At 65.7% G+C, this 24435-nt stretch carries 20 protein-coding genes; 11 read left to right on the top strand and 9 right to left on the bottom strand.

What is annotated here, in order from left to right; genetic code table 11:
* Window positions 1-64 precede the first annotated feature (64 nt).
* The 4 genes from BW38_RS11855 to creB form a co-directional block, all read right to left on the bottom strand.
* Window positions 65-475: a hypothetical protein gene (locus BW38_RS11855; RefSeq protein WP_032976047.1), complete on the bottom strand. Its 411-nt coding sequence runs from the start codon at window positions 473-475 to the stop codon at window positions 65-67.
* 10 nt (window positions 476-485) lie between these two features.
* Window positions 486-1799 (bottom strand): cell envelope integrity protein CreD, encoded by a 1314-nt coding sequence (gene creD, locus BW38_RS11860; protein WP_032976046.1) that lies wholly within the window; start codon window positions 1797-1799, stop codon window positions 486-488.
* A gap of 81 nt (window positions 1800-1880) precedes the next feature.
* Window positions 1881-3341: a two-component system sensor histidine kinase CreC gene (gene creC, locus BW38_RS11865; protein ID WP_025879328.1), complete on the bottom strand. Its 1461-nt coding sequence runs from the start codon at window positions 3339-3341 to the stop codon at window positions 1881-1883.
* 3 nt (window positions 3342-3344) lie between these two features.
* Window positions 3345-4070: a two-component system response regulator CreB gene (gene creB, locus BW38_RS11870; protein ID WP_081794553.1), complete on the bottom strand. Its 726-nt coding sequence runs from the start codon at window positions 4068-4070 to the stop codon at window positions 3345-3347.
* Window positions 4071-4105: 35 nt separating this feature from the next.
* Here creB and rlmJ point away from each other — a divergent pair, with 35 nt between their 5' ends.
* The 6 genes from rlmJ (at window position 4106) to BW38_RS11900 (ending at window position 11241) form a co-directional block, all read left to right on the top strand.
* Complete coding sequence (rlmJ, locus tag BW38_RS11875) at window positions 4106-4963, top strand: 23S rRNA (adenine(2030)-N(6))-methyltransferase RlmJ (RefSeq protein ID WP_025879326.1); 858 nt, start codon at window positions 4106-4108, stop codon at window positions 4961-4963.
* Window positions 4964-5058: 95 nt separating this feature from the next.
* Window positions 5059-5604: a GNAT family N-acetyltransferase gene (locus BW38_RS11880; RefSeq protein ID WP_025879325.1), complete on the top strand. Its 546-nt coding sequence runs from the start codon at window positions 5059-5061 to the stop codon at window positions 5602-5604.
* A 126-nt stretch (window positions 5605-5730) separates the two neighbouring features.
* Window positions 5731-9195, top strand: coding sequence for a transcription-repair coupling factor (gene mfd / locus BW38_RS11885; RefSeq protein WP_032976045.1), 3465 nt, complete (start codon window positions 5731-5733; stop codon window positions 9193-9195).
* Window positions 9196-9277: 82 nt separating this feature from the next.
* On the top strand, window positions 9278-9793 hold the full coding sequence (locus tag BW38_RS11890; RefSeq protein ID WP_032976043.1) for a hypothetical protein: 516 nt from the start codon (window positions 9278-9280) through the stop codon (window positions 9791-9793).
* Window positions 9794-9975: 182 nt separating this feature from the next.
* Window positions 9976-10581, top strand: a complete 606-nt coding sequence (locus tag BW38_RS11895; protein WP_025873766.1) for an HD domain-containing phosphohydrolase — start codon at window positions 9976-9978, stop codon at window positions 10579-10581.
* Window positions 10582-10680: 99 nt separating this feature from the next.
* Window positions 10681-11241: a hypothetical protein gene (locus BW38_RS11900; protein WP_032976041.1), complete on the top strand. Its 561-nt coding sequence runs from the start codon at window positions 10681-10683 to the stop codon at window positions 11239-11241.
* Between the two features lie 81 nt (window positions 11242-11322).
* On the opposite strand, the gene BW38_RS11905 is transcribed toward BW38_RS11900, so the two are convergent.
* The gene (locus BW38_RS11905) at window positions 11323-13413 is read right to left on the bottom strand and encodes a M13 family metallopeptidase (protein ID WP_032976040.1); all 2091 of its coding nucleotides are present in this window, start codon (window positions 13411-13413) and stop codon (window positions 11323-11325) included.
* Window positions 13414-13592: 179 nt separating this feature from the next.
* Here BW38_RS11905 and BW38_RS11910 point away from each other — a divergent pair, with 179 nt between their 5' ends.
* Both BW38_RS11910 and BW38_RS21760 read left to right on the top strand, forming a co-directional pair.
* Window positions 13593-14570: a 5'-nucleotidase gene (locus BW38_RS11910; RefSeq protein ID WP_081794552.1), complete on the top strand. Its 978-nt coding sequence runs from the start codon at window positions 13593-13595 to the stop codon at window positions 14568-14570.
* A gap of 25 nt (window positions 14571-14595) precedes the next feature.
* Window positions 14596-15408 (top strand): hypothetical protein, encoded by an 813-nt coding sequence (locus BW38_RS21760; RefSeq protein WP_152543300.1) that lies wholly within the window; start codon window positions 14596-14598, stop codon window positions 15406-15408.
* A gap of 63 nt (window positions 15409-15471) precedes the next feature.
* On the opposite strand, the gene gpmA is transcribed toward BW38_RS21760, so the two are convergent.
* Window positions 15472-16221 carry a 2,3-diphosphoglycerate-dependent phosphoglycerate mutase gene (gene gpmA, locus BW38_RS11915; RefSeq protein WP_032976037.1) on the bottom strand — a complete coding sequence of 250 codons (750 nt, stop codon included), beginning with the start codon at window positions 16219-16221 and terminating at the stop codon, window positions 15472-15474.
* A 94-nt stretch (window positions 16222-16315) separates the two neighbouring features.
* Between gpmA and nfi the strand changes: the two genes are divergently transcribed.
* Complete coding sequence (gene nfi / locus BW38_RS11920; RefSeq protein WP_025873770.1) at window positions 16316-16996, top strand: deoxyribonuclease V; 681 nt, start codon at window positions 16316-16318, stop codon at window positions 16994-16996.
* Between the two features lie 27 nt (window positions 16997-17023).
* On the opposite strand, the gene BW38_RS11925 is transcribed toward nfi, so the two are convergent.
* Window positions 17024-17998: a cation diffusion facilitator family transporter gene (locus tag BW38_RS11925; protein WP_032976035.1), complete on the bottom strand. Its 975-nt coding sequence runs from the start codon at window positions 17996-17998 to the stop codon at window positions 17024-17026.
* Between the two features lie 221 nt (window positions 17999-18219).
* Here BW38_RS11925 and BW38_RS11930 point away from each other — a divergent pair, with 221 nt between their 5' ends.
* Window positions 18220-19146 carry a hypothetical protein gene (locus BW38_RS11930; protein WP_032976034.1) on the top strand — a complete coding sequence of 309 codons (927 nt, stop codon included), beginning with the start codon at window positions 18220-18222 and terminating at the stop codon, window positions 19144-19146.
* A gap of 45 nt (window positions 19147-19191) precedes the next feature.
* Here the strand turns inward: BW38_RS11930 and BW38_RS11935 are convergent, their stop codons facing one another.
* Window positions 19192-21438, bottom strand: a complete 2247-nt coding sequence (locus BW38_RS11935) for a TonB-dependent siderophore receptor (RefSeq protein WP_032976032.1) — start codon at window positions 21436-21438, stop codon at window positions 19192-19194.
* 287 nt (window positions 21439-21725) lie between these two features.
* On the opposite strand from BW38_RS11935, the gene BW38_RS11940 reads away from it, so the two are divergent.
* Window positions 21726-23141, top strand: coding sequence for a GGDEF domain-containing protein (locus tag BW38_RS11940; RefSeq protein ID WP_032976031.1), 1416 nt, complete (start codon window positions 21726-21728; stop codon window positions 23139-23141).
* A gap of 40 nt (window positions 23142-23181) precedes the next feature.
* On the opposite strand, the gene BW38_RS11945 is transcribed toward BW38_RS11940, so the two are convergent.
* On the bottom strand, window positions 23182-24363 hold the full coding sequence (locus BW38_RS11945; protein WP_032976030.1) for an MFS transporter: 1182 nt from the start codon (window positions 24361-24363) through the stop codon (window positions 23182-23184).
* Window positions 24364-24435 lie beyond the last annotated feature (72 nt).

The following is a 24435-nucleotide window of genomic DNA, read 5'->3' as shown; positions in this document are numbered from 1 at the left end:
ACCAAGGTTCGCACCCAGCAGAGGCCCCGTAGAACCACGCCACGCGTGGATGGGCCTTCCGCTGTCACCCCTTCCACCCCAGCCACAGCTGCGCGCGTTCGGGCAACAGCAGCAGCCAGTGCCGCTGGTCGATGCTGCTGCAACCAAACACCGTCGCATGTTCCGGCCAGTCTGCCGGCAGCCCATCGATGCCGATCTCCGACAATGCCCCCGCCCCGGCCTTCCATGGCCGGTAACGGGGCACCTTGCCGGCGAGCGCGCCGCGTCCGTGCCGCGCCTCCCGCAACCAGTCCAGCCCGCGCCGCTGCAATCCTTCGCAGGTGACGGCGGCCAGCTGGAAGCGGACCAGGCCGGGCGCGATCCGTGCCCCTGGCAAGGCCGCCAGTACCCCATGGGCCTGCAGCAGTGCATCCACCTCCAACAGCGCGGGAATGCCCTGTCGTGCCCGTTGCTGCAATCCTTGGCGCCAGCCCATGGCGTGCTCCTTACTTCTGTTCGGCCAGGGCGTACCAGTCAACCCGACGGGTCACCCACATCGCCAGCGCGAGGATCACGAACAGCAGCAGCGAGCCCATCAGCAGTGCATTGTTTTCCGAGACCAGCAGGCCATACAGCGCGCCGTACAGCACCGTCAGCATCGCGGCGAAGCCCAGGCCCCGCTTCCAGTGACCCAGCACATTGGCCAGGTACACCGCCTGCAGGCTGATGCAGGCCAGCGCGGAAACCAGGTAGGCCTGCCAGAAGGCGATGTGCTCGGACAGGCTGATCAGCAGCAGGAAGAAGATCGCCAGCGCCAGGCCGACCATCAGGTACTGCAGCGGATGGATGCGCAGCGACTTGATCAGTTCGAACAGGATGAAACCAACGAACGTCAGCACCACGAACAGCACGCCGTACTTGGACGCGCGGTCGGCCTGGGTATAGGTATCGACCGGGTCGACCAGCGAAACCTGCACCGCCTGCGCATCCAGGTCATCGCCCTCGCGCAGTCGCTGCTGTGCGTCCGATGCCAGCGAGGACACGGCCCAGCGTGCATCGAAGCCCTGTGCATCCACACGCCGCTCGTTCGGCAGGAACGCACCGGCAAACGACGGGTGCGGCCAGCTGGACCGCAGCGCGATCTGGTTGTCATCGCCCACCGGCACCACCGACAGCGAGCGGCTGCCATCGAGCTGCAGTTCCAGTTCCACGCTGCTGGCCGCCAGGGTGCCTCCGGTGCGGGCGATGCCGGCGATCGGTGCATGCAGCCCACGGCCCAGTGCGGATGCGCCGGCCACGCCCGGCAGCAGCTTGACCTGCTGTCCATCAACCCGCAGGTTCGGCGTACCAACCAGGCCACGCGCATCGGACACGCCCAGCGCGATGTAGGCCTCGCCATAGGTCATGCCATCGTGCTCCGGGTAGTCGTCCTCGCTGAAGGTCGCCTTGAGCTGGCCATTCCAGCTGTACACCGGCACCTTGAACAGGCCGACCGAGCGCTGGCTGGGCAGCAGCTCGCCACTGATCTGCAGGGTGGCCGGCGGCTGCAACCAGTAACCCTCGGTGGTCTGCAGCTCGGTCTTCTTGTTGCCCTGCGCATCGACCACTTCCACCTGCTCGCGCTTGGACCACGGCACCACGCGCACCGGCCCGACCACGCGCTGGGTACCGGCACGGCTTTCGGCCACCCGCGAGTAGGCCTCTTCGCGATAGGCGCTGCGCTCGGTGATGACGCTGCGGATCAGGAAAAGCGGGATCAGCAGCAGCAGGATCAGGCCGCCGACAATGGCGAACCGCAGCAGCATCTTCAGGGATTTCATCGTCCGTCCTCGTTGGAGAGGACTGCAGGATGGACGGCTGCGGTGAGCAGGGTTTGTGGCGAATTTGAAGTGGGTGTGAAGTCAGCGCCGCAGACGTTGGCCCGGTATCGCCAGCGGCAGCCACAGGCTGGCCACGGTGCCGCCGCCTTCGCGCGGCTGCAGGCTGGCGCGGCCGTCATGCAGGCGCACAACTTCCTGCACGAAGGGCAGGCCGAGGCCGGAACTGCGGCGGCCGGTGCCGGGTCGGGCCAGCGAATAGAAGCGCTCGAACACGCGCTCGCGTGCGTAGTCGGGAATGCCCGCGCCACGGTCGGCAACCTGCAGGCGTACGCCCTGCCCGTCCAGTTGGGCATCCAGTTGCACCTGTGCCCCGGGCGGCGAGAACGCAATGGCGTTGTCGATCAAGTTGTGCAGCGCTTGCCGCAGCAGATAGCCATCGCCCTGCACGCGCAGGTCGGGCACCTGCTCGATATGCAGCTGGACACCTGCGGCCTGCGCGCGTACCTGCGCCGCCGCCGCGGCTTCCTGCAGCAGCACCGGCAAGGCGATCGGATCACGGGTCTGCAACCACCCGTGCTGCTCGACCTCGGCCAGCGCCAGCAGCTTGTCGATGGTTTCAGTCAGCCGTTCCTGCTGGTCGACGATGCTGCGTGCGAAATGCGCACGGTCGGCGTCGGCCATCGGCTCCTGCAGCAGTTCGGCGGCACCGCGGATCGCCGCCAACGGGCTTTTCATCTCGTGGGTCAGCGATTGCACGTACTGCTCGACGTACGCCTTGCCTTCCAGCTTGCGCCGCATGGTCTCCAGCGCCTGGCCAAGATCGCCGATCTCGTCGCTGCGCCGCTTCGGCGGCGGCACCGGTTCACCGGCGCTGACCGCACGCGCATAGCGGCTGAGCTGGCCCAGGCCGTTGGTCAGCCACATCGTCACCAGCACGCCCACCAGCGCCGACAGGCCGATCAGCCACGCACCGCGCTCGATGATGGCGCGCTGGCTGGCGGCGATGAACGGATCGATGCTGCGGTTGGGCTGGGCCAGGCTGAGCACGCCGATCAGTGTGCTGCCATCGGCCGGGTCATACACCGGCGCGGCCACGTGCATCACCGTGTTGCTGTCATCGCCCGGCGTTTCCGGGCTGGAGCGCGCACCGTATTCGCCGCGCAGGGTGCGATAGACATCGTTCCAGCGCGAATTGTCGCGGCCCACGTCGCGGCCCAGCGAATCGTAGATCACGATGCCCTTGGCGTCGGTGATCGTCACCCGGTAGTCCAGCGCACGCTTGGGGAAGCGCCAGACCATCGCCTTCAGGTCGCGCTGCCGGGCCTTGGCCAGGTTGCGGGTGAAGGTGCCGTTGCGGATGGTGCCGGCCTTGACGTCGGCGGCGGCCATTTCCGCCAGCACGTTGGCCGCATCCACCAGGGTCGATTCCATCGCCTGGCGCACACCCGGCTTCACTTCGTTGACGAACACACGCATCACGAAGAACGCGGCGATGCCAACGATCAGGAAGAAGCCCAGGAACAGTTTCAGGACCAGACGCACGCGTCAGACCTCCAGGGCGTAGCCGAGGCCGCGATGGGTGCGGATCGGTTCACCGCTGGCGCCGGCCGCACGCAGCTTGGCGCGCAGTGTCTTGACGTGGGTGTCGACGGTGCGGTCGGCGCTGTCGGCGGCGCTGTCCCAGCCACGGTCCATCAACTGGGCACGGCTGAGGATCGCGCCGGGGCGCTGCAGCAGCGCCTCCAGCAACGCATATTCGTAGCGGGTCAGGTCCAGCGCATGGCCCTGGAAGCGGATGCGGCGGCCATCGCGATCGATGGCGAAGGCACCGTGTTCCTGCCAGCCGCTCTCGACGGACGGGGCCACCGCAGCGGGCGTGGCACGCCGCAGCCGGGCACGCACCCGCGCCACCAGCTCGCGCGGCGAGAACGGCTTGGCCATGTAGTCGTCCGCCCCCAGCTCCAGGCCCAGTACGCGGTCGAGTTCGTCGTTGCGGGCGGTCAGGAAGATCACCGGCACCTGCGCCACCGGCCCCGTCAGGGCCCGCAGCCGGCGGCAGACCTCGAAACCACTGAGGTCCGGCAGGCCGACATCCAGCACCACCAGGTCGATATCGCCGGCCTGCAGCTGCTGCAGCGCCTGCCCGCCCAGCAGGCAATGGCTGGCAGCGTAGCCTTCGCTGCGCAGCGCATAGAGCACGGTTTCGGCGATGGCCGCTTCGTCTTCGACCACCAGGACATGGGTAACAGGGGCTGTCATGGCGCGCAGCATAGCCGCTGCGGCCCTTGCCCCGTACACTGCCGCCCATGAACTATCGCCACGCCTTCCACGCCGGCAACCACGCCGATGTCCTCAAGCACATCGTGCAGCTGGCCCTGATCGACAGCTTCAAGCGCAAGGACAGCCCGTTCTTCGTGCTCGACACCCACGGCGGTGCCGGCCGTTACCTGCTGGCCAGCGAAGAAAGCCGCAAGACCCTGGAAGTCGAATCCGGGGTCATGCGGCTGATGGCCCAGCCCAAGCTGCCGGAGGTGGTCGAGCGCTACCTCAAGGCGGTGCAGGCCGACAATCCGGTCGGCGCGATGATCGCCTACCCCGGCTCGCCGCTGCTCAGCGCGCAGGCCATGCGCCCGCAGGACCGCATGGCGGTGTGCGAGCTGCAGGAGGATGAGGCCGCTTCGCTGAAGACCCTGTTCGCCCATGACAGCCGCGTCGGCGTGCACCCCGGTGACGGCTATGCGCTGCTGCGCTCGCTGCTGCCGCCCAAGTCCAACGGTGCCAAGATCGGCCGCGGCCTGGTCCTGATCGACCCGCCCTACGAAGCCCAGGACGCCGAGTACCAGGCGATCCTTGCCGCGCTGGCCGAGACCCTGGCGCGCTGGCCGCAGGCCACCTGTGCGGTCTGGTTCCCGATCAAGCAGCGCCGCACCATCCTGCATTTCCTGCGCAAGGCCACCGCACTGCCGGTGAAGTCGGCGATGACCATCGAGTTCCTGGTCCGCCCGGACGACTCCCCGCTGCGCCTCAACGGCAGCGGCATGCTGGTGCTCAATGCCCCCTGGCAGTTCGACCGCGTGGTCGGCCCGGCCCTGCCGGCCCTGCGCCAGCATCTGGGCGAGCCCGGTGCCAGCACCCGCCTGGACTGGCTGAAGACGGCCGAATAGGGGCCTTCACGAGGCTGTACGACCGTGAGCCTTTCGTTCACGGAATGCAGCCCCGGTGATGACACAATCGATGGACCACCAAGGAATCACCCGGTATGGCCACTCGCAACCGCATGCCGCCCTGGCATGAGATCTTCAAGGCTCCCAGCGGCCACGAGCTGCTGATCCGCCCCATCCGCCCCGAAGATGGCGCGCCGCTGCAGGCCGCCTTCAGCCTGTTCGGGCCGGAAGAAATCCGCGACCGTTTCCTGCAATCGGTGACCGAGCTGTCACCGGAAACCACCCAGCGCCTGACCCATCCCAACCCGAAGACCGAGATCACCCTGGTCGCCGCCGAGTCGCTGCCGGCCGGTGAGGCCGTGGTCGGCGCGGTGGCCCGTGCCTCGATCATCCCCGGTACCCGGGAAGCCGAGTACGCGATCCTGATCAGCCGCTTCCTGATCGGCCAGGGCCTCGGCCGCCAGCTGATGCGCAAGCTGGTGAAATGGGGCCGCGGCAAGTACCTGGACCGCCTGTATGGCGATGTCGCCGCCGAGAACGAGCCGATGAAGCAGCTGGCCGCCTCGCTGGGCTTCAAGCCGGTCCCCCATCCGAACGGGGCCGAAGGCCTGGTGCGGATGGTGCTGGAACTGGACAACTGACGGCAGCGCCGGGCCCTGCCCGGCGATGTTGATCCGACCGCTGCGCTCGCCGGGCATGGCCCGGCGCTACCCCGGTCACGTAACGATCATGGGCCAGGCGGGGGCTTCTGCTAAAATCCGCGGTTCATGTCGCGTACTCAATACCCCGCCCCGCCGCTGCCACGTGCCGGCCAGCTTCGCGCCTGGTGGCGCGCCCCCGCCTCGCCCACTGCCCTGGCCTGGTATCTGGCCCAGGCAGCGCGCACGCATGACGCACCGCTGCTGGTGGTGGCCCGTGACAACCACGGTGCCAACCAGATCGAAGCGGATCTGCATACCCTGCTGGGAGGCGACCCGAGCCTGCCGGTGGTGGCGTTCCCGGACTGGGAGACGCTGCCCTACGATCGCTTCAGCCCGCACCCGGACATCATTTCGCAGCGCCTGTCGGCCCTGCACCGCCTGCCCACGCTGAAGCGCGGCCTGGTGGTGGTGCCGGTGCAGACCCTGCTGCAGCATCTGGCTCCCCGCAGCTATGTCATCGGCGGCAGCTTCAATCTTGAAGTCGGCCAGCGCCTGGACCTGGAAGCGGAGAAGCGTCGCCTCGAAAGCGCCGGCTACCGCAACGTGCCGCAGGTGATGGACCCGGGTGATTTCGCCGTGCGTGGCGGCCTGCTTGACGTCTACCCGATGGGCGCCGACGAGCCGCTGCGGGTGGAACTGCTGGACGAGGACATCGATTCGATCCGTGCGTTCGATCCGGAAAGCCAGCGCTCGCTGGACAAGGTCGAGGCGGTGCACATGCTGCCCGGCCGCGAAGTACCGATGGACGACGCCAGCATCGCCCGGGTGCTGGCGACCCTGCGCGAGCGCTTCGACGTCGATACCCGACGCAGTTCGCTGTACCAGGACCTGAAATCGGGCCTGGCCCCGGCCGGCATCGAGTATTACCTGCCGCTGTTCTTCGAGCGCACCGCCACCCTGTTCGACTACCTGCCTGCCGGCAGCCTGCCGGTCGTCTGCGTGGGCGCCGCTCAAGCGGCAGAGACGTTCTGGACGCAGACCGGCGAGCGCTACGAGCAACGCCGCCATGACGTTGAACGGCCGCTGCTGCCACCGTCGGCGCTGTACCTGTCGCCGGACCTGCTGCGCGAGCGTTTGAACGACGCACCGCGCATCGAAGTATGGGCTGCCGATCACGCCCGCATCGCCGAGGCGCATGCGCTGGGCGACCAGCCGTTGCCGCCGCTGCCGGTGGCCGCGCGTGAAGCACCGGCCGGTGACGCGCTGAAATCCTTCCTTGGCCATTACCCTGGCCGGGTGCTGATCGCCGCCGATTCGCCGGGCCGTCGCGAGGCCCTGCTGGAAGTGCTGCAGGCCGCCGAGCTGAAGCCACCGGTGGTGGCCGACCTGCTGTCCTTCCTGGCCAGCGACGAACGCTTCGCCATTGCCGTGGCGCCGCTGGAAGACGGCTTCGCCCTGGATGCGCCGCACATCGCGGTGCTGACCGAACGCCAGCTGTTCCCCGAGCGCGCCGGCAGCACCCGTCGCACGCGCCGCGCCGGACGAGAGCCGGAAGCGATCATCCGCGATCTGGGCGAACTGACCGAAGGCGCGCCGATCGTGCACGAGGACCATGGCGTCGGCCGCTACCGCGGACTGATCGCGATGGACGTCGGCGGCATGCCCGGCGAGTTCCTCGAAATCGAGTACGCCAAGGGCGACCGCCTGTACGTGCCGGTCGCACAGCTGCACCTGATCAGCCGCTATTCCGGCGCGTCCGCCGAAACCGCGCCACTGCATTCGCTGGGTGGCGAACAGTGGAGCAAGGCCAAGCGCAAGGCCGCCGAGAAGGTGCGCGATGTGGCCGCCGAACTGCTGGAGATCCAGGCCCGCCGCCAGGCGCGTGCCGGACTGGCACTGCAGGTGGACCGCGCGATGTACGAGCCGTTCGCCGCCGGTTTCCCGTTCGAGGAAACCCCGGACCAGCTGGCCGCCATCGACGCCACCCTGCGTGACCTGGCCAGCAGCCAGCCGATGGACCGCGTGGTCTGCGGCGACGTGGGCTTCGGCAAGACCGAAGTTGCCGTGCGTGCCGCATTTGCTGCCGCCAGCGCTGGCAAGCAGGTGGCGGTGCTGGTGCCGACCACGCTGCTGGCCGAACAGCATTACCGCAATTTCCGCGACCGCTTCGCCGACTATCCGATGAAGGTCGAGGTGCTGTCGCGCTTCAAGAGCACCAAGGAGATCAAGGCCGAGCTGGAAAAGGTCGCCGCCGGCACCATCGACGTCATCGTCGGTACCCATCGCCTGCTGCAGCCGGACGTGAAGTTCAAGGACCTGGGCATGGTCGTCGTCGACGAGGAGCAGCGCTTCGGCGTGCGCCAGAAGGAGGCGCTGAAGGCACTGCGCGCCAACGTGCACCTGCTGACCCTGACCGCCACGCCGATTCCGCGTACGCTGAACATGGCCATGGCCGGCCTGCGCGACCTGTCGATCATCGCCACCCCGCCGCCGAACCGGTTGGCGGTGCAGACCTTCATCACCCAGTGGGACAACGCGCTGCTGCGCGAAGCCTTCCAGCGCGAGCTGGCACGCGGTGGCCAGCTGTATTTCCTGCACAACGACGTGGAAAGCATCGGCCGCATGCAGCGCGAGCTGTCCGAGCTGGTGCCCGAAGCGCGCATCGGCATCGCCCATGGGCAGATGCCCGAGCGCGAGCTGGAAAAGGTGATGCTGGACTTCCAGAAGCAGCGCTTCAACGTGCTGCTGTCGACCACGATCATCGAATCGGGCATCGACATCCCCAACGCCAACACCATCATCATCAACCGTGCCGACCGCTTCGGCCTGGCCCAGCTGCACCAGCTGCGTGGCCGCGTCGGTCGATCGCACCACCGCGCCTATGCCTACCTGGTCGTGCCCGACCGTCGTTCGATCACGCCGGATGCGGAAAAGCGCCTGGAAGCGATCGCCTCGATGGACGAACTGGGCGCCGGCTTCACCCTGGCCACCCACGATCTGGAAATCCGCGGCGCCGGCGAACTGCTGGGCGAGGACCAGAGCGGGCAGATGGCCGAAGTGGGCTTCAGCCTGTACACCGAGCTGCTGGAACGCGCAGTGCGCAGCATCAAGCAGGGCCATCTGCCCGACATCGATGCCGGCGAAGAAGCGCGGGGCGCCGAGGTCGAGCTGCACGTGCCGGCGCTGATTCCGGACGACTACCTGCCGGACGTGCACACCCGCCTGACGCTGTACAAGCGCATTTCCAGCGCGCGCGACAGCGATGCGCTGCGCGAACTGCAGGTGGAGATGATCGACCGCTTCGGCCTGCTGCCGGATGCGGCCAAGAACCTGTTCGCCATTGCCGAGCTGAAGCTGCAGGCCAGCTCGCTGGGCATCCGCAAGCTGGACCTGGGCGAGAACGGTGGCCGCATCGTGTTCGAATCCAAGCCGAACATCGATCCGATGGCGGTGATCCAGCTGATCCAGAAACAACCGAACCTCTATGCCATGGACGGTCCGGACAAGCTGCGCGTCAAGCATCCGCTGCCGCTGCCCGAAGACCGCTTCAATGCCGCGCGGGCACTGCTGTTGACCCTGGCCCTGCGCTGATCGATCTGCAGGGTGCCGGTCCGCCGCGGGCGGCAGACCGGCGCCCTTTCCGTTTCCTGCGCCCGCGACAAGGAGTGTTGCCGTGAATCGTTTCGCCCCCCTTCTGCTCGCCACCAGCCTGGGCCTGCTTGCGGCCTGCCACAGCGGCATGAGCAACCGCGATTACCTGCATGAGAATGTCGCCAGCTGGAACGGCACGGTCAGCGTGGTCGAGCAATGGACCAACGGCCCGAACGGCGAGTCCTTCCATGCGTCGCTGCAGGACGGCAAGAGCATGCAGCAGCATCGCTTCGGCCTGAAGAACGCGCACAAGGAAATCGCCGACCGGCTGGTCTTCGTCCAGCAGTTCACCCATGGCAAGGACGCCGACGCACTGCACCAGAACCTGCTCGATTCCCTGAAGAGCACCGAACACATGTTCGCCGTGATGGAACAGCTGGCCGCCCTGCCCGATGGCTACAGCGAAGAACAGGTCACCCCGCTGCTGCAGACGCTGGATGAGGCCGTGACCAGGATGGACGAAGACATGCAGACCCTGAGCGACGCGCAGGACGCCTTCGCCAAAGCCCATCGCATCCACCTGCAGACCACCGGCTGATCCGCGCAGCCCCGGTTGCGATGCGGCCGGGGCCAAATGCTGCATGCGACTGAACGCACAGCCCCACGCGGGACCGTCGATGCCCCCCGCGTGACACCGATGCGGGTACCCTATGCGCCGCCCCGGCCCGCTCTCGCGGGCCTTTCCGTTTTCTGCGCAGCTTCGCCGCGCCGCCAGTTCCGATGCCCCAGCCCAGACCTCCCGACCTCCTGCACGCGCAGGCCTGCCTGATCGACGCCCTGTCGATGTCACTGCAGATGCGTGATGCCTATACCCGCCACCACTGTGACCGCGTGGGCCTTCTTGCGCAGCACCTTGCCCTGCACTGCGACCTGGATGAGGACGCCTGTGCGCAGGTCGGCCTGGCCGCACGCTTCCACGACATCGGCAAGATCGGCATCCCCGACGAGGTACTGCTGAGCCCGCGCCGGCACAGCGACGAAGAGCGCGCGATCATGCGCGAGCACCCGGTGCGCGGCGAGCACATTTTCCTGGCCACCGGCCGCAGTGATGCCGCGCCGGTCGCGCGACTGATCCGTGCCCATCATGAAGCGTTCGATGGCAGCGGCTATCCCGATGGCCTGCACGGCGAGGCCATTCCGCTCGGCGCCCGCATCGTCACCATTGCCGATGCCTACGATGCAATGACCAGCGTGCGCCCTTACCGCGCGGCGATGGAGCACGAGACGGTGCTGCGGATCCTCGATGAGCAGGCCGGTGGCCTGATCGATCCCTACGTGCTGCAGCGTTTCCACGGCATGCTCAGGAACGAGCCGGCGCTGGCCTGAGCCTTCACCGGCTGGACGGCGCCTCGCTTGCGCAGCCGCGCCGATCCCCGCAAGCTGAGGGTCGGCCGCAGACGGCCCTGCTTACGAGGAGCATCACCCATGAAAGGAAACACCCGTATCGCCGCACCGCTGGGCTTGTTGCTGTTGGCCCTGGCGCCGTTCGCGCAGGCCCAGCAGGATGGCACCGCGCCAGCCGCCGCATGCCTGTCGCGCAACCAGGTCACCGCTGGCACCTCACCTGCCACCCTGATGAATGCCCTGCCGCGCTGCGTGCAGGATGGACGCATGCAGGACGCCATCGATCTCTACAACATCGCCGGCGTGTTCGCTCATTTCGATCGCCAGCGCGTCGCAGACGAGACGGGACACGCTGCCTACAACGCGCTCAAGGCGATGGCCGGTTCGGCCATGGGCGAGGAGAATCTCGGTCGCTTCGACAGCGCATTGAAGGCGCAGCTGAGCCCCGACAAGGCGCCAGCCTACGTCGCTGGCATCTGCACCTTCAGCAAGCGCATGGGGCCGCCCTCGTACACCCCGACCTACATGCTGGCCCATGGCATGTCCAATTTCACCGGCAAGGGCGGTGGCCTGGTGCCAGGCTTCGACCCGGCCAGCGCATGGCAGGCCACATTGTCTCAGTACCTGAAATGCCCGGGCTGATCTGCCGCCTGTTCTAGCCGACTGCAACGAGAAGGCCCGGCATTCGCCGGGCCTTCTGCTTCACGCGTTACCGGCGATCGCTTACCAGATCACCACGCGCTTGTCGTCCGCACGCACCATCGCATCGCCGGCCTTGCACTGGAACGCGGCGGCATAGGACGGCATGTTCGACGGCGCGCCGTTGGCACGGAAGTTCGCCGGTGCATGCGGATCGGTGTTCAGGCGCACGCGCAGCTCACCGTCGGTGAAGTTGCGACGCCACACGGTGGCCCAGTTCATGAAGAAGCGCTGGTCCTGGCTGTGACCGTCCACCTCGACGTTCGCCTTCGGGTTCTCCTTCAGCGCCATCTGCAGGGCATCGTAGGCCACGGTCAGGCCACCCAGATCACCGATGTTCTCGCCCAGGGTCAGCTTGCCCTTCACGAACACGCCCGGCACCGATTCATAGCCGTCGAACTGCGCGACCAGCTGGTCGGTGCGTTCGGTGAAGGCCTTGCGGTCGCTGTCGGTCCACCAGTTGTCGAAGTTGCCGTTGGCGGCGAACTGGCTGCCCGAGTCGTCGTAGCCGTGCATCATCTCGTGGCCGATGACCGCCCCGATGCCGCCATAGTTCAATGCCGGATCGGCCTTGGCATCGAAGAACGGTGCCTGCAGGATCGCCGCCGGGAACACGATCTCGTTCTTGGTGGCGTTGTAGTAGGCATTGACGGTCTGCGGGGTCATGCCCCACTCGGTCTTGTCCACCGGCTTGCCGATCTTGTCCAGCATGTAGCGGTAGTTGAACGCACGCGCTGCCTGCATGTTGCCCAGGTAGCTGTCACCGTTGGTCTGCAGGCCCGTCCACTCACGCCACTTGTCCGGGTAACCGATCTTCGGGGTGAAGCTGGCCCACTTTTCCAGTGCCTTCTTCCTGGTTTCCTCGCCCATCCACGGCAGCTGCTCCAGGCGCGCCTTCAGCGCCACCGACAGGTTCTGCACCAGGTGCTGCATGGCCTCCTTCGATTCGGCCGGGAACACCGCGTCCACGTACAGCTGGCCGAGGGCTTCGCCCATGCCGCCGTTCACCGACTCCAGCACGCGCTTCCAGCGCGGCTGCATTTCCTGCTGGCCGCGCAGGGTCTTGCCGTAGAACTCGAAGTTGGCCTTCTCGAACTGGCTGCTCAGGTACGGCGAGGCGTCGTCGATGGTGTGGAAGCGCAGGTAGGACTGCCAGGTGGCGGCCGGCACGTCGGCCAGCATCTTGTCCATTTCGCTGAAGAAGCCCGGCTGGGCCAGCGAGAACTTCTGCGCGGCCGGCACCTTCAGGGTGTCAAACAGCGCGGTCCAGCTGAAGTTCGGGGTCAGCTTGTCCGCGTCGGCGGCGCTGAGCGGGTTGTAGCGCTTGGCCGGGTCACGCATTTCGATGCGCGACATCGAGGCCTTGGCCAGGCGGGTCTCGAACGCCATCACCGCCTTGGCCTGTTCGGCAGCCTGCGCCGCGTCCACGCCGGACAGCGTCAGCACCTGCGCGATGTAGGCCACGTAGGCGTCGCGGATCTTGGCCTGCGCGTCGTCGAAGTAATAGCCCTTCTCCGGCAGGCCCAGGCCGCCCTGGCCGACGTACGCAATGACGTTGGCCGAATCCTTGTAATCGGCATTGGCGAACAGCGAGAACAGCACGCCCTGGCCCTGCGCCTGGCTGTCGCGCAGGTACTGGGTGATGGCGGCGGTGTCGTTCAGCGCAGTGATCTTGTCCAGCGTCGGCTGCAGCGGCGCCAGGCCGGCGGCCTCGATCTTCGCTTCGTCGTTGCCGGTCTTCCAGATGTCACCGATCTTGGCTTCCACCGAGCCGGCCTTGGCCTGGCTGGCGGCGGCCTGCTGCACCAGCGCGTGCTGCACTTCCAGCGAGCGCTCGCGCAGGATTTCGAAGCTGCCCCAGGTGGTCTGGTCGCCCGGCACCGGGTTGGCCTTCAGCCACTTGCTGTTGACGAAGCCGTTGAGGTCGGTACACGCGGCGATGGACGGATCCAGATCGGCGCTGTTGAGGCTGATCAGCGCGGTCTTGATCTGCGACTGGTCGAACGCCGGCTTGGCGGCGTCGGCAGCGGGCGCGGTCTCGTTCTTGCCACAGGCGGCGAGCGAAGCGGCGATGGCGATGGTCAGGCCCAGCGGGACCAGATTACGGACGTTCATGGCGTGTCTCCAACGGCGAATCGTCCAGCGTAGCCGCTGCGGCGATGGTGGGGACCGGCCAAAGGTCACGCCGCAGGCTCCACAGCTGTTGGATTTCGCCTTTGGGGTTTTCCGCTATCGTGCTTGCTAACATCGCCCCAATCGGATCTACCGCAAAAATCATAAAAAATGGAGAAGATATGCCTTACGAACTAAAGGATCGTTTGGTGGTAGGTGTCGCATCTAGTGCAATGTTCGACTTGAGCGAGTCGGATAGGGTCTTTCGAAACGAGGGGGAGGAAGCCTATCGCACATATCAAGAGCAGCACAGGAACGATGCACTCCAGCCGGGAATGGCTTTCTCCTTCATCCGACGCCTTCTCTCTCTCAATGACCTAAGTCCCGCCCCCCACGCTCCGCTGGTCGAAGTCGTCCTTCTATCTCGTAATGATCCAGATACGGGACTTCGGGTGATGAATTCAATTGCCCACCACAACTTGAGCATCTCTCGCGCAATTTTTCAGCAAGGCCTTTCGCCCTACGCATATGTGCCTGCGCTCAACATATCCCTATTCCTATCAGGCAATCAGAGCGATGTTCTCGAAGCGATTGCACTTGGACTGCCGGCCGGATATGTAATGGATTCAAAGAAAATTGACGACCCAAGCGACACAACACTTCGCATTGCCTTCGACTTCGATGGAGTTCTTGCTGACGACTCATCCGAAACCGTGATGCAGAATGGAAACCTTGCGCAATTCCACACTCACGAGACAGCCAATGTCATGGAACCTCACGGTGGCGGCCCACTAAAGCAGTTCCTCCTCAAGATCTCAACAATCCAGAAGGCCGAGGAGCTGAAAAGGAAGTCGGACCCAACATACAAAAATAGGCTTCGTGTCTCCATCGTCACCGCCCGAAATGCTCCATCGCATGAGCGCGCAATCAACACACTGAAGAGTTGGGGCGTAATTGTAAACGACGCATTCTTCTTGGGTGGAATTGAAAAACGCTTGATCCTCGAAGTCCTCAAGCCTCATATATTTTTCGACGATCAATCACTGCACCTTGCCGCAGCAAGCCAAGCCGCACCATCTGTACACATTCCCTTCGGAATAACGAACAAACCGAAGACGACATCGCCACAGACGGAAGAGCTAGCGGCGACCGGTCAATAAATTGGATCACCCAAGAGAACCTCACATGCAACAGGCAAAACCGACCTGCTTTGTGATTCAGACTTTCGATGGGAACGTCTACGACCGAAGATATAGAGAGACCATACGCCCGGCACTTCTTTTTGCAGAAGTGGAGCCTCAAAGAGCAGATGAAATCCTTGGTCTAAATCCGATAATTGAAAAAATTGAAAGCGCAATCGCCAGCGCATCCATCTGTATCGCCGAAGTTTCCGAAGACAACCCCAACGTCTGGCTAGAACTCGGTTACGCACTAGCCCTCAATCGACCTGTTGTCATACTCTGTGAAAAAGGAAAGCGCCCCAGGCTTCCTTTTGATGTTCAACATCGACCTGTTGTCTTTTACCGAACTGACTCCAGAAGCGGCTACGAAGAACTGGAAGCCAATCTTGTCAAACTCATTCAACACGAATTGCGCAACGAGCAACGATCACAGCTTGCGCCAACGTTGAATCCCAACATCGCGAACAACACAGACCTTGATGCAAATGAGATCGCGGTCTTGTCCTTGGCGTTTGCATTCTGGCCCACCGAAATCGGAAGCATCAGCCACTGGGAACTGGATAGAAAGCTCTCAAGCGCCGGCTTAACTGAGGTGGGCATCGCCCTCGGCGTCGCGACACTGACCGAAAAGAGTTTCCTAATTTCCCGGAGCCTTGTTGAGGAGGATTCAAACGGGCAAACATACCCCGTCAAGCACTACCAAATAACTCCTGAAGGCATCCAATGGATGAAGCTTCACAAGGATCTTCTTGTTACCCGCAGAGAACCCATTCGTCCCAGCACCCGCTTCATTGAAGACGATGATATTCCGTTTTGACTAGCTTCTTCGGTCTTGAAACTCCAAGTCTTAGAAAGGCCGGCTTGCGCCGGCCCTTCGTTCTTACTTGGCCTTGCCCTGGTTGGCCACGGCTTCGGCGGCCTTGCGTGCCGCTTCCGGGTCACCCAGGTAACGGAACGACTTCACGGTGAGGTCGTCGTTCAACTCGAACAGCAGCGGAATGCCGGTCGGGATGTTCAGCTCGAGGATTTCCTCGCGCGAGACGTTGTTGAGGTACTTGTACAGCGCGCGCAGCGAGTTGCCGTGGGCGGTGACCAGCACGGTCCTGCCATCCTTCAACTGCGGCGCGATGGCGTCGTGCCAGTACGGCAGCACGCGGTCGAGCGTCGTGGCCAGCGATTCGGTGCCCGGCAGCGCGTTGCGATCCAGCCCGGCATAGCGGCGGTCGTGGATCGGGTGGCCCGGATCTTCCAGGTCCATCGCCGGCGGCGGGATGTCGTACGAACGGCGCCACACCTTGACCTGGTCCTCGCCATGCTTGGCGGCGGTCTCGGCCTTGTCCAGGCCCTGCAGGCCACCGTAGTGGCGCTCGTTGAGGCGCCAGGACTTGTTCACCGGCAGCCAGTCCTGCTCCAGCTCGGCCAACGCACCCTGCAGGGTGTGGATGGCGCGCTTGAGCACGGAGGTGTGGGCGACGTCGAACTGCAGGCCTTCCTCGCGCATCAGGCGGCCGGCGGCAGCCGCTTCCCGGCGCCCCTGCTCGGTCAGATCGACATCGACCCAGCCGGTGAAGCGGTTGTCCAGGTTCCACTGGCTCTGGCCATGGCGCAACAGTACGAGTTTACGGGTCACTGCAGGGTCTCCAACGCGAGGAAAGGCAGGCGGCCATTGTAGCCCCGGCGCCCGCTCACCGCGCCGTGGCGGTGTGGATGTCATCCTGTGGCCGATGAATACACTGATCGACCCCGGGCGCTGGGAAGGCAGCGTCAGCGCCGCCCGCGAACAGCAGAAGCAGCTGGCGACCCGCGTGCAGCGGCAGGACCGGCTGCCCGCTACCGTGCGCTGGCTGGCCGGGCTGGATGTCGGCTTCGAGGAAGACGGCGCGATCACCCGCGCTGCGGCCGTGTTGCTCGACGCGGACACCCTGCAGCCGGTGGCGCAGGAAATCGCCCGCATCCCCACCGTGATGCCCTATATCCCGGGCCTGCTCAGCTTCCGCGAACTGCCGGCGCTGCTGGCTGCGTTGGCGTTGCTGCCGCGCGCACCGGACCTGGTGTTCGTCGATGGCCATGGCATCAGCCATCCGCGCCGGCTGGGCATTGCCGCACACCTGGGCGTGGTGACCGACCTGCCGAGCATCGGCGTGGCCAAATCGAAGCTGGTGGGCCGCTTCATCGAGCCCGACCCTGAGGCCGGCGCGCACACGCCGTTGCTGGACGGCGGCGAGCAGCTCGGCTGGGTGTTGCGCAGCAAGCTTCGCTGCAAGCCGCTGTTCGTCGCCGGCGGGCATCGGGTCAGTGCCGATACCGCGCTGGCCTGGGTACAGCGCACGCTGCGCGGCTATCGCCTGCCCGAGCCGACCCGGCTGGCGGATCGGCTGGCCTCGCGGCGCGACGAACAGAGGTAGCGCCGGGCACCGGCCGCCACACCCGCTTCAGCGATGCACGTGACCGCGATGGCCCTGCGCATCGGCAGCTGCATGATCGTGCCCGGCGTGATCGTCGTCCCTCGTCGCCGACGGCTGGCCACAGGCTTCGCCGCAGTGGTCGGCTTCGATCTGCAGGGTCACGTGTTCGATACCGAAATCATCGTGCAGGCGATCACCGAGTTCGCGCCGCAGGCGGTCGGCGTCGTCGCCTTCGCGCATCACGATGTGCGCGGTCAGTGCCGGCGTGCTGGACGCCAGCGCCCACACGTGCAGGTCATGCACGTCCAGCACTGCGTCGTGGTCGGACAGGCGGTCGCGGACCCTGGCCACGTCCATGCCCTTGGGCACGCCTTCCAGCAGCACGTTGATGGCCTCGCGCATCAGCACATACGTGCGCGGCAGCACCCACAAACCGATCAGAACGGCCAGGATCGGGTCGATCGGCTTCCATCCGGTCCATTGGATCAACAGCGCGCCGGCGATCACCGCCACCGAGCCGAGCATGTCGGCCCACACTTCCAGGTAGGCGCCCTTCACGTTGAGGCTCTCGCCGCTGCCGGCCTGCAGCAGGCGCATGGAGATCATGTTGATCACCAGGCCGACCGCTGCAATCACCAGCATGCCGGTGGAGGCGATCTCCTGCGGTTGGCGGAAGCGACCGATGGCTTCCCACAGGATGTAGCCGGCAACCACGAACAGCATTGCGCCGTTGATCATCGCGCCCAGTGCTTCAAGACGTGCATAACCGTAGGTGCGGCGCGCATCCGGCGGGCGCCGGCTCAGCCGCACGGCCACCAGCGCGATCATCAGCGCCAGGGTGTCGGTAGCCATGTGCGCGGCATCGGACAGCAGTGCCAGACTGTTGGTCCAGAACGCACCGACCACCTCCACGACAAGGAAGGTGGAGGTCAGGCCGAGCGCCCACCACAAGGGTTTCTCGTGGCGGATCTCGGATGGCAGGTGATCGTGGTCGTGACCCATGGCAACAGCTCCTTGGCGATGGGAGTCAGGCTACGCCGGCGGGTGTCGGGAAACTATCACGGTGTTTATAACATTGCAGAATCCGCGACGCGGGTCGCTGCGGCTTGCGCCCGTGCCGGGCCACACTATGATGGCCGCATCCCCTCTGGACGGGGACGGGCAGCCGTATCGCCTCGGCGTGGCTGCCCGCAATGGACACACAAGCACAAGGAATTCGGAACATGTGGACTACCAAGACTCCCTGGGTCGCCGTCGCCGTGGCCTGTACGCTGGGCATGGCCGCAAGCGCCTCGGCCAAGACCTGCCAGCAGAATTTCCGCTCGGTAGGTGACCCCCGCAATGGCCAGTTCTTTACCTCCGAGGTCACTCTTCCCGGCCTGAAGCCGCGCAGTGCGCTGGGCCAGCTGCGCAAGGCGGCACTTGATGAGGGCAACAATTTCGTCAGCGGTGACGTCATCACCGAGACGGAAGGCCAGATGTACGTGCTGCAGACCGACACGAAGGTGCCGCTGGTCAGCGTCATCACCGCCTCCAATGGCGGCAACGTGGCGGTCGGCACCAAACTGTCACGGGGGCAGACCGCCAAGGAAGAGGACGCACGCAGCGCGCTGTGTGGCTGGCTGGACAAGCTCAAGACCGGCCCCGAGGGCGAGGCGATCGCCGAAGCCGTGCGTGTCTCCAGTGGCTTCGACAAGCCGATCCAGGCCACCGCGGTCGGCATGTCCACCGAAATGGGCAAGGACTCCAAGCGGCTGCAGCGGGAAATCAATACCGCACCGCTCAAGGCGCTGTTCTCCGGCTCCAGCACCCCGCCCGACACGGAAGCAATGTACCAGCCGTTGCTGGTCAAGTATTTCGGCCGTCGTTTCATCATCGATGGCCAGGTCTACACCGCCCAGCCCAACCGCTTTACAAACACCATCGAGGTGGGCTATCTGGTCACCAAGATGAAGGGCATCGGTGGCATCGGCGGGCGCCAGTCGAACGACAACAACAATGCCAATTTCACCGTTCACTGTGCGTTGGCCCCGGATCAGATGGCGCTGGGCGCCACCCTGCGCGAGAACGACTGGGTGAAGCTGGACGGCGTGGTCGACAAGATGGACACCGGTGGTGTCCACCTTCGCGATTGCCGCCAGGTAAAGTAAGCCATCAGGCTGCGCCGGAACCCTCCCGGCGCAGCGCTCATCGGATCAGAAGCCGAAACGCAGACTGGCCCAGTACGCGCGGCCGGGTTCGTTGTAGGTCGCCGCACCGGCGTCACTGCTGTTGGCCTCGCGGAACAGGCGCTTGTCGGCCAGGTTGTTGACGCCGAAGCCCACGCTGACCGTGTCGGTCACCTTGTAGCGCGCGCTCACGCCCCAGACGTTGTACGCGCCGCGGGTCTGCAGCACGGTGGACGCATCGCAGTTGGCGGTGCAGCGCGGATCGTTGTTGATGTTGGCCGTGGCCGGTTCCTGCTTGCCGTAGAAGGTGCCGGTCAGCAGCAGCGACAGCTGCTCGGTGGCCTGCCAGTCCAGCATGGTGTTGACGGTGTACTTGGGAATCACCGACAGCGGCTGGCCGGTGCTCTTGTTTTCGTTCTCCACCATGTAGGTGAAGTTGTTGCTCCACTTCAGGCGGTCACCCTGCTCGCCCAGCAGCGGGATCACCAGGTTGCCCTCGAGCCCCTGCACGATGGCCTTGGGTGCGTTCTCCCAGCGGAAGATGCGGCCCTTGCGGTCGGCCGTCAGGCCGATCTGGGTGTAACCGGCCTGGATCTTGTCCTTGTAGTCATTGTGGAAATAGGTCAACGAGGCCTGCCAGCCGCTCTGCGGTGCCCACTCCACGCCCAGTTCCTTGTTCAGGCTGGTCTCTGCCCTGAGATCCGCATTGCCCTGCATGTAGCAGCCGGCGCCCAGGCTCGGCAACGCGTTCGGGCAGCCGTTGCCACGGGTGTAATACAGATAGTCCGGGTTGGACTGGTACAGGTTCGGCGCCTTGAACGCGCGTGCGATGCCGCCCTTGACCACCCAGTCACTGTTGAGCCGGAACTGCGCGTTGAGGCTCGGACTGGTGTTGTTGCCGAACTGGCTGTGATGGTCGAAACGCAGGCCCGGGGTCACGATCCAGCGTTCACCGAGATAGATGTTGTCTTCCACGTAGACGGCGGTGGTCTGTGCATCGGACTTGCCGCGTGCACGATCGGCCGAAAGGCCCGGAATGCCGCCACCGCTGCTGCTGGACTGGCTCATCGAATAGGGATCGGTCAGTCGGCTGTCGAGGTACTCGAAGCCCAGCGTCCACACGTTCTCCGCGCCGCCGAGGGTGGTCGGGAAGCTGACCTCGCCGTCCAGCTGGTAGTTGCGCAGGCGCGAGGTCGACCAGTCGGCGCCATTGAAGCTGCCTTCCGGACCGCCGGCCAGGCCTTCGTTGATGCGCGAATTGTTCACCCCTTCCACCGCTGCCGTCAGCCGCGAGCTGACATCGCCCCAGCGTCCGCGATGGGTGATCGCGCCGGTGGTGCGATACATGCGGTTGGTCTCGGCCTGCTGCTCGGCCAGCGCGGCCAGGTCGACACCGGTGGAGGTACCAGTGGTACTGACCGCACGATCGCCGGCATAGATGTTGCCCTGGCGGCTGGTACCGGCCTCGAACTCGACCACCTGGTTGGCGGTCACGTCCCAACGCAGCAGCGCGTTGACGTCGCGGTTCTTGACGCCTTCGCGGCCCGCTGGCGGTACCGCATTGGCACCGGTGGCGAAGTCGCGGTTGAGATCCAGCGAATCGGCATCGGTCTTGTTGAGGTTGCCGTACAACCGGAACGACAGCGTGTCGGTCATCGGCCCGCTCAGCTGCAGGCCGAGGCGTTCGCTGCCGCCCTCGGCACTGTGTTCGGGTACCAGGCCGTACAGGTCAACCGCACCGGTCAGGTCGCCGGTCGGGCGCTTGGTGATGATGTTGACCACGCCACCGGAGGCACCCGAGCCATAGCGTGCCGCTGCCGGGCCGCGCAGCACTTCGATGCGTTCGATCATTTCCGCCGGCACCCAGTTGGTATCGCCGCGCGTGTTGCGCTCGCCACTGCGGCCCATGCGCACCGCGTCGCGTGCACCCACGCGCTTGCCGTCGATCAGGATCAGGGTGTTTTCCGGCCCCATGCCGCGCAGATCGATCTGCCGGTTGTTGCCGTACTGGCCCGATGCACTGTTGCCGGTCAGATTGACACCGGGCATCGTCCGCAGCAGTTCGGCGATGTCGTTGACCGGCGGCCGCTTGGCGATGTCCTCGGCGGTAATGGTGGAAGTGCCCAGCGCCTGCCGCGCGATCTGCGAGGCAGTGACATGCACGGTGTCGATATCGGTGGCATCGGTTTCCGCATGGGCGGTGACGGCAGCGGTGGCCAGCAGCGCAGCGATGGCAAGCGCCAGCGGGCGCGGTGAAAGAGTGTTTGCAGGCATGTTCTGAACCTTCTGGCAGGGCAACGGAAGCCTCTGGCATAGGGCACGAGGCGGCGACGGGGGAGGCGGAACGATCACTGCGGGATGCCCGCATGCCGGTTCCTGCCATCATTTTTTCATAAATGCGAGTGATTCTCAAATGCGTCAACGCATTGCGGCATCGGCCGGCATGTGCTTCATCCGCGTTTTTCGGCCTGCATGGCGCTTAAACTGGCCGGCTTCCCTGCCATCAACCGTCGACAGCTGCGGCCGATACCGTGGTCTGTTGTGCGCCGTTAGAGATCGACGTGGATACACCCCAACTGGACGAAGCCAGCCAACCGCTGGCTCAGGCCTGGCAGCAGTGTCTGCTGCTGGCCGGCCCCGCCGCCGCCGCGCTGCTGCATGCCGTGGCCGCCGATGCACCGCCGACGCTGGCGCAGCGCTTCTACGAAGTGCTGCTGCAGGACACGCGTGCGCGCCGCTTCCTGTCCCACGAACAGGTCAAGCAGCGCCTGCAACCGGCGATGCAGCGTTGGCTGGCCCAGCTGCTGACCACCGATGCGGATGGCATTGCCGCTACCGTCGCCGCACAACGGGTGATCGGCGATGTGCACGCACGGGTCGGTATTCCGGTGGACCTGGTGGCCCGCGGTGCGCGCGTACTCAAGCACGAGCTGTTCATCCGCCTGCGCGCCGATGCCGCTGACAACGACACCGCCTTCGCCGCCATCGATTGCCTCAGCGCGATCATGGACATCGCCATGGAAGGCATGACGCTGGCCTATACGCACGCCCGTGAGCGCTCTTCGCGCACCGATGCGGCGTACCGGCTGTTCTCGCTGGTGCAGAACGTCAGCACCGAGCGCGAGCGCCAGCGCGCCCTGCTGCTGGATTGGGAAAACAGCCTGCTGTACACCCTCGCCGGCCATGCGACCGGTGCCGACAACGCCAGTCTGGCGAGCTCGGAATTCGGCCTGTGGTTCACCCACAAGGGCATTCCCAGCTTCGGCGAAAGCAGCGAGACGCAGCAGGTGGGCCAGCTGATGGCCCGCATCGACAACCGCCTGCAGCGCGCCACCGATGAAGATCCGGCACGGCGGCTGACCGCCCTGCCGATGATCCGCGAAGACCTGGCCACCATCCGCAACCTGATGACCTTGCTGTTCGAACGCATCGGTGAACTGGATGCGGGCAGCGATGCGTTGACCAACCTGCTCAACCGGCGCTTCCTGCCGACCGTGCTACGTCGTGAGATCGAGTTGTCCACGCGCAACCACACGCCGTTCTCGTTGTTGCTGCTGGACCTGGACCATTTCAAGGCGATCAACGATGGCCACGGTCATGACGCCGGCGACCGCGCGCTGCAGCACGTCGCAGCCCTGCTCGGCCAGCAGACCCGAGGCAGCGACTACCTGTTCCGCTACGGCGGCGAGGAGTTCGTGGTGGTGCTGGTGGCGGCAAGCGAGTCACAGGCGGAGGTGATCGCCGAAAGCCTGCGCCGGCAGATCGCACAGTCGCCGATCACCCTGCCCAACGGACAGACGCTGGCGCTGACCGCGAGCATCGGCGTGGCCGGACACGATGGGCATCCCGATTACGAGCGGCTGATGGCGCGCGCCGACGCGGCGATGTATGCCGCCAAGCGACAGGGCCGCAACCGGGTGGTGGTGGCCGACGACGCACTGCCGGAAGCTCCGGGACGACGCGCGCTGCAACGTTGAGCCTGCAGCGCGCGTGACGTGGCGCCGGACGGTCTCGACGCTACGCAGCGTCCTTGCGCGGTATGCGCCACGTCGCCCACCACGTCAGTGCCAGCAGCGCGATGCCCGCGCCCAGCGCGCACACCGCCGGCCACCCATGGCGCGCCTGCGTCCAGGTGCCTGCCGCAGCCCCCACACCGCTGCCCACGGCATAGAACATCATGTACAGCGCCACCAGGCGTCCATGCTGTTCGGCCGGTGCACGCAGCAGCAGGGCCTGGTTGGACACATGCAACGCCTGCCCGCCCAGATCCAGCACCACTACGCCCAGCAGCAACAGGGCCAGCGAGTACGGCAGGCCCAGCAACGGCAGCCAGGCGACCAGCATCAGCAGCAGCGCCCCCAGGCTCACCCGGTGGGCAAGGCCACGATCCATCCAGTGCCCGACCCGCGCTGCCAGTAGTGCGCCGATGATGCCGGCCAGGCCCAGCGCGCCGATGGCGGCGGTCGACCAGTTCAACGGCGGCGCCGACAACGGCAGTGGCACCGCGGCCCAGAACACGTTGAGACCGGCAAACAGGAACAATGCCAGCGGCCCGCGTTCGCGCAGCGCGCGATCCTGCCGCAGCATATCGGCCATCGAACGCAGCAGGTTGCGCCACGACGGCGGCATTGCGGGCACCGGCACGTGCGGCAGGCGCCGCCACAGCAGCAGTGCCAGCGCCGCCATCAGCAATGCCGACAGCAGGTACACCGCGCGCCATCCCGCTACGGCGGCTACCGCACCTGAGACCACGCGTGCCGACAGCAGGCCGATGAACACGCCGCCCTGGACCATGCCGACCACCCGCCCGCGTTGCTCCGGTGCAGCGAGGTTGGCGGCGTAGGCGATCAGTCCCTGGGTGAGCGCGGTACCCAGCAGACCCGCCAGCAGCATGCCCGACAGCAACCACGCGGTACTGCGGGCGGCGGCCAGCCATAGCAGCGCCACCACCAGCGCCAGCAGTTGCACCCGCAGCAGTCGACGGCGGTCGCCACGGTCGGCCAACGGCAGCAGCCCGAGCAGGGCCAGCACGCTGCCGGCCTGGGTGGCAGCCAGCACTGCACCGGCCACGGCGGCATCCAGGGCGAAATCGCGGGCCAGGCGCTCCAGCAACGGCTGCGCGAAATAGACATTGGCCACGCTGGCACCGGCAGCAATGGCGAGCAGGCCCAACACGGGGCGGGACAGCGAAGGCATCATCAGTGTGGTTGCATTTTGAAACCAGGTGCACGGTAGCGCCACTGGTTTTAAACTGCAACCACAATCGAGGGA

Source organism: Stenotrophomonas sp. RIT309 (assembly GCF_000632045.1).
Lineage (GTDB): Bacteria > Pseudomonadota > Gammaproteobacteria > Xanthomonadales > Xanthomonadaceae > Stenotrophomonas > Stenotrophomonas indicatrix.
The sequence above is the reverse complement of the archived record's forward strand: the minus strand, read 5'-3'. Positions and strand labels throughout refer to the sequence as shown.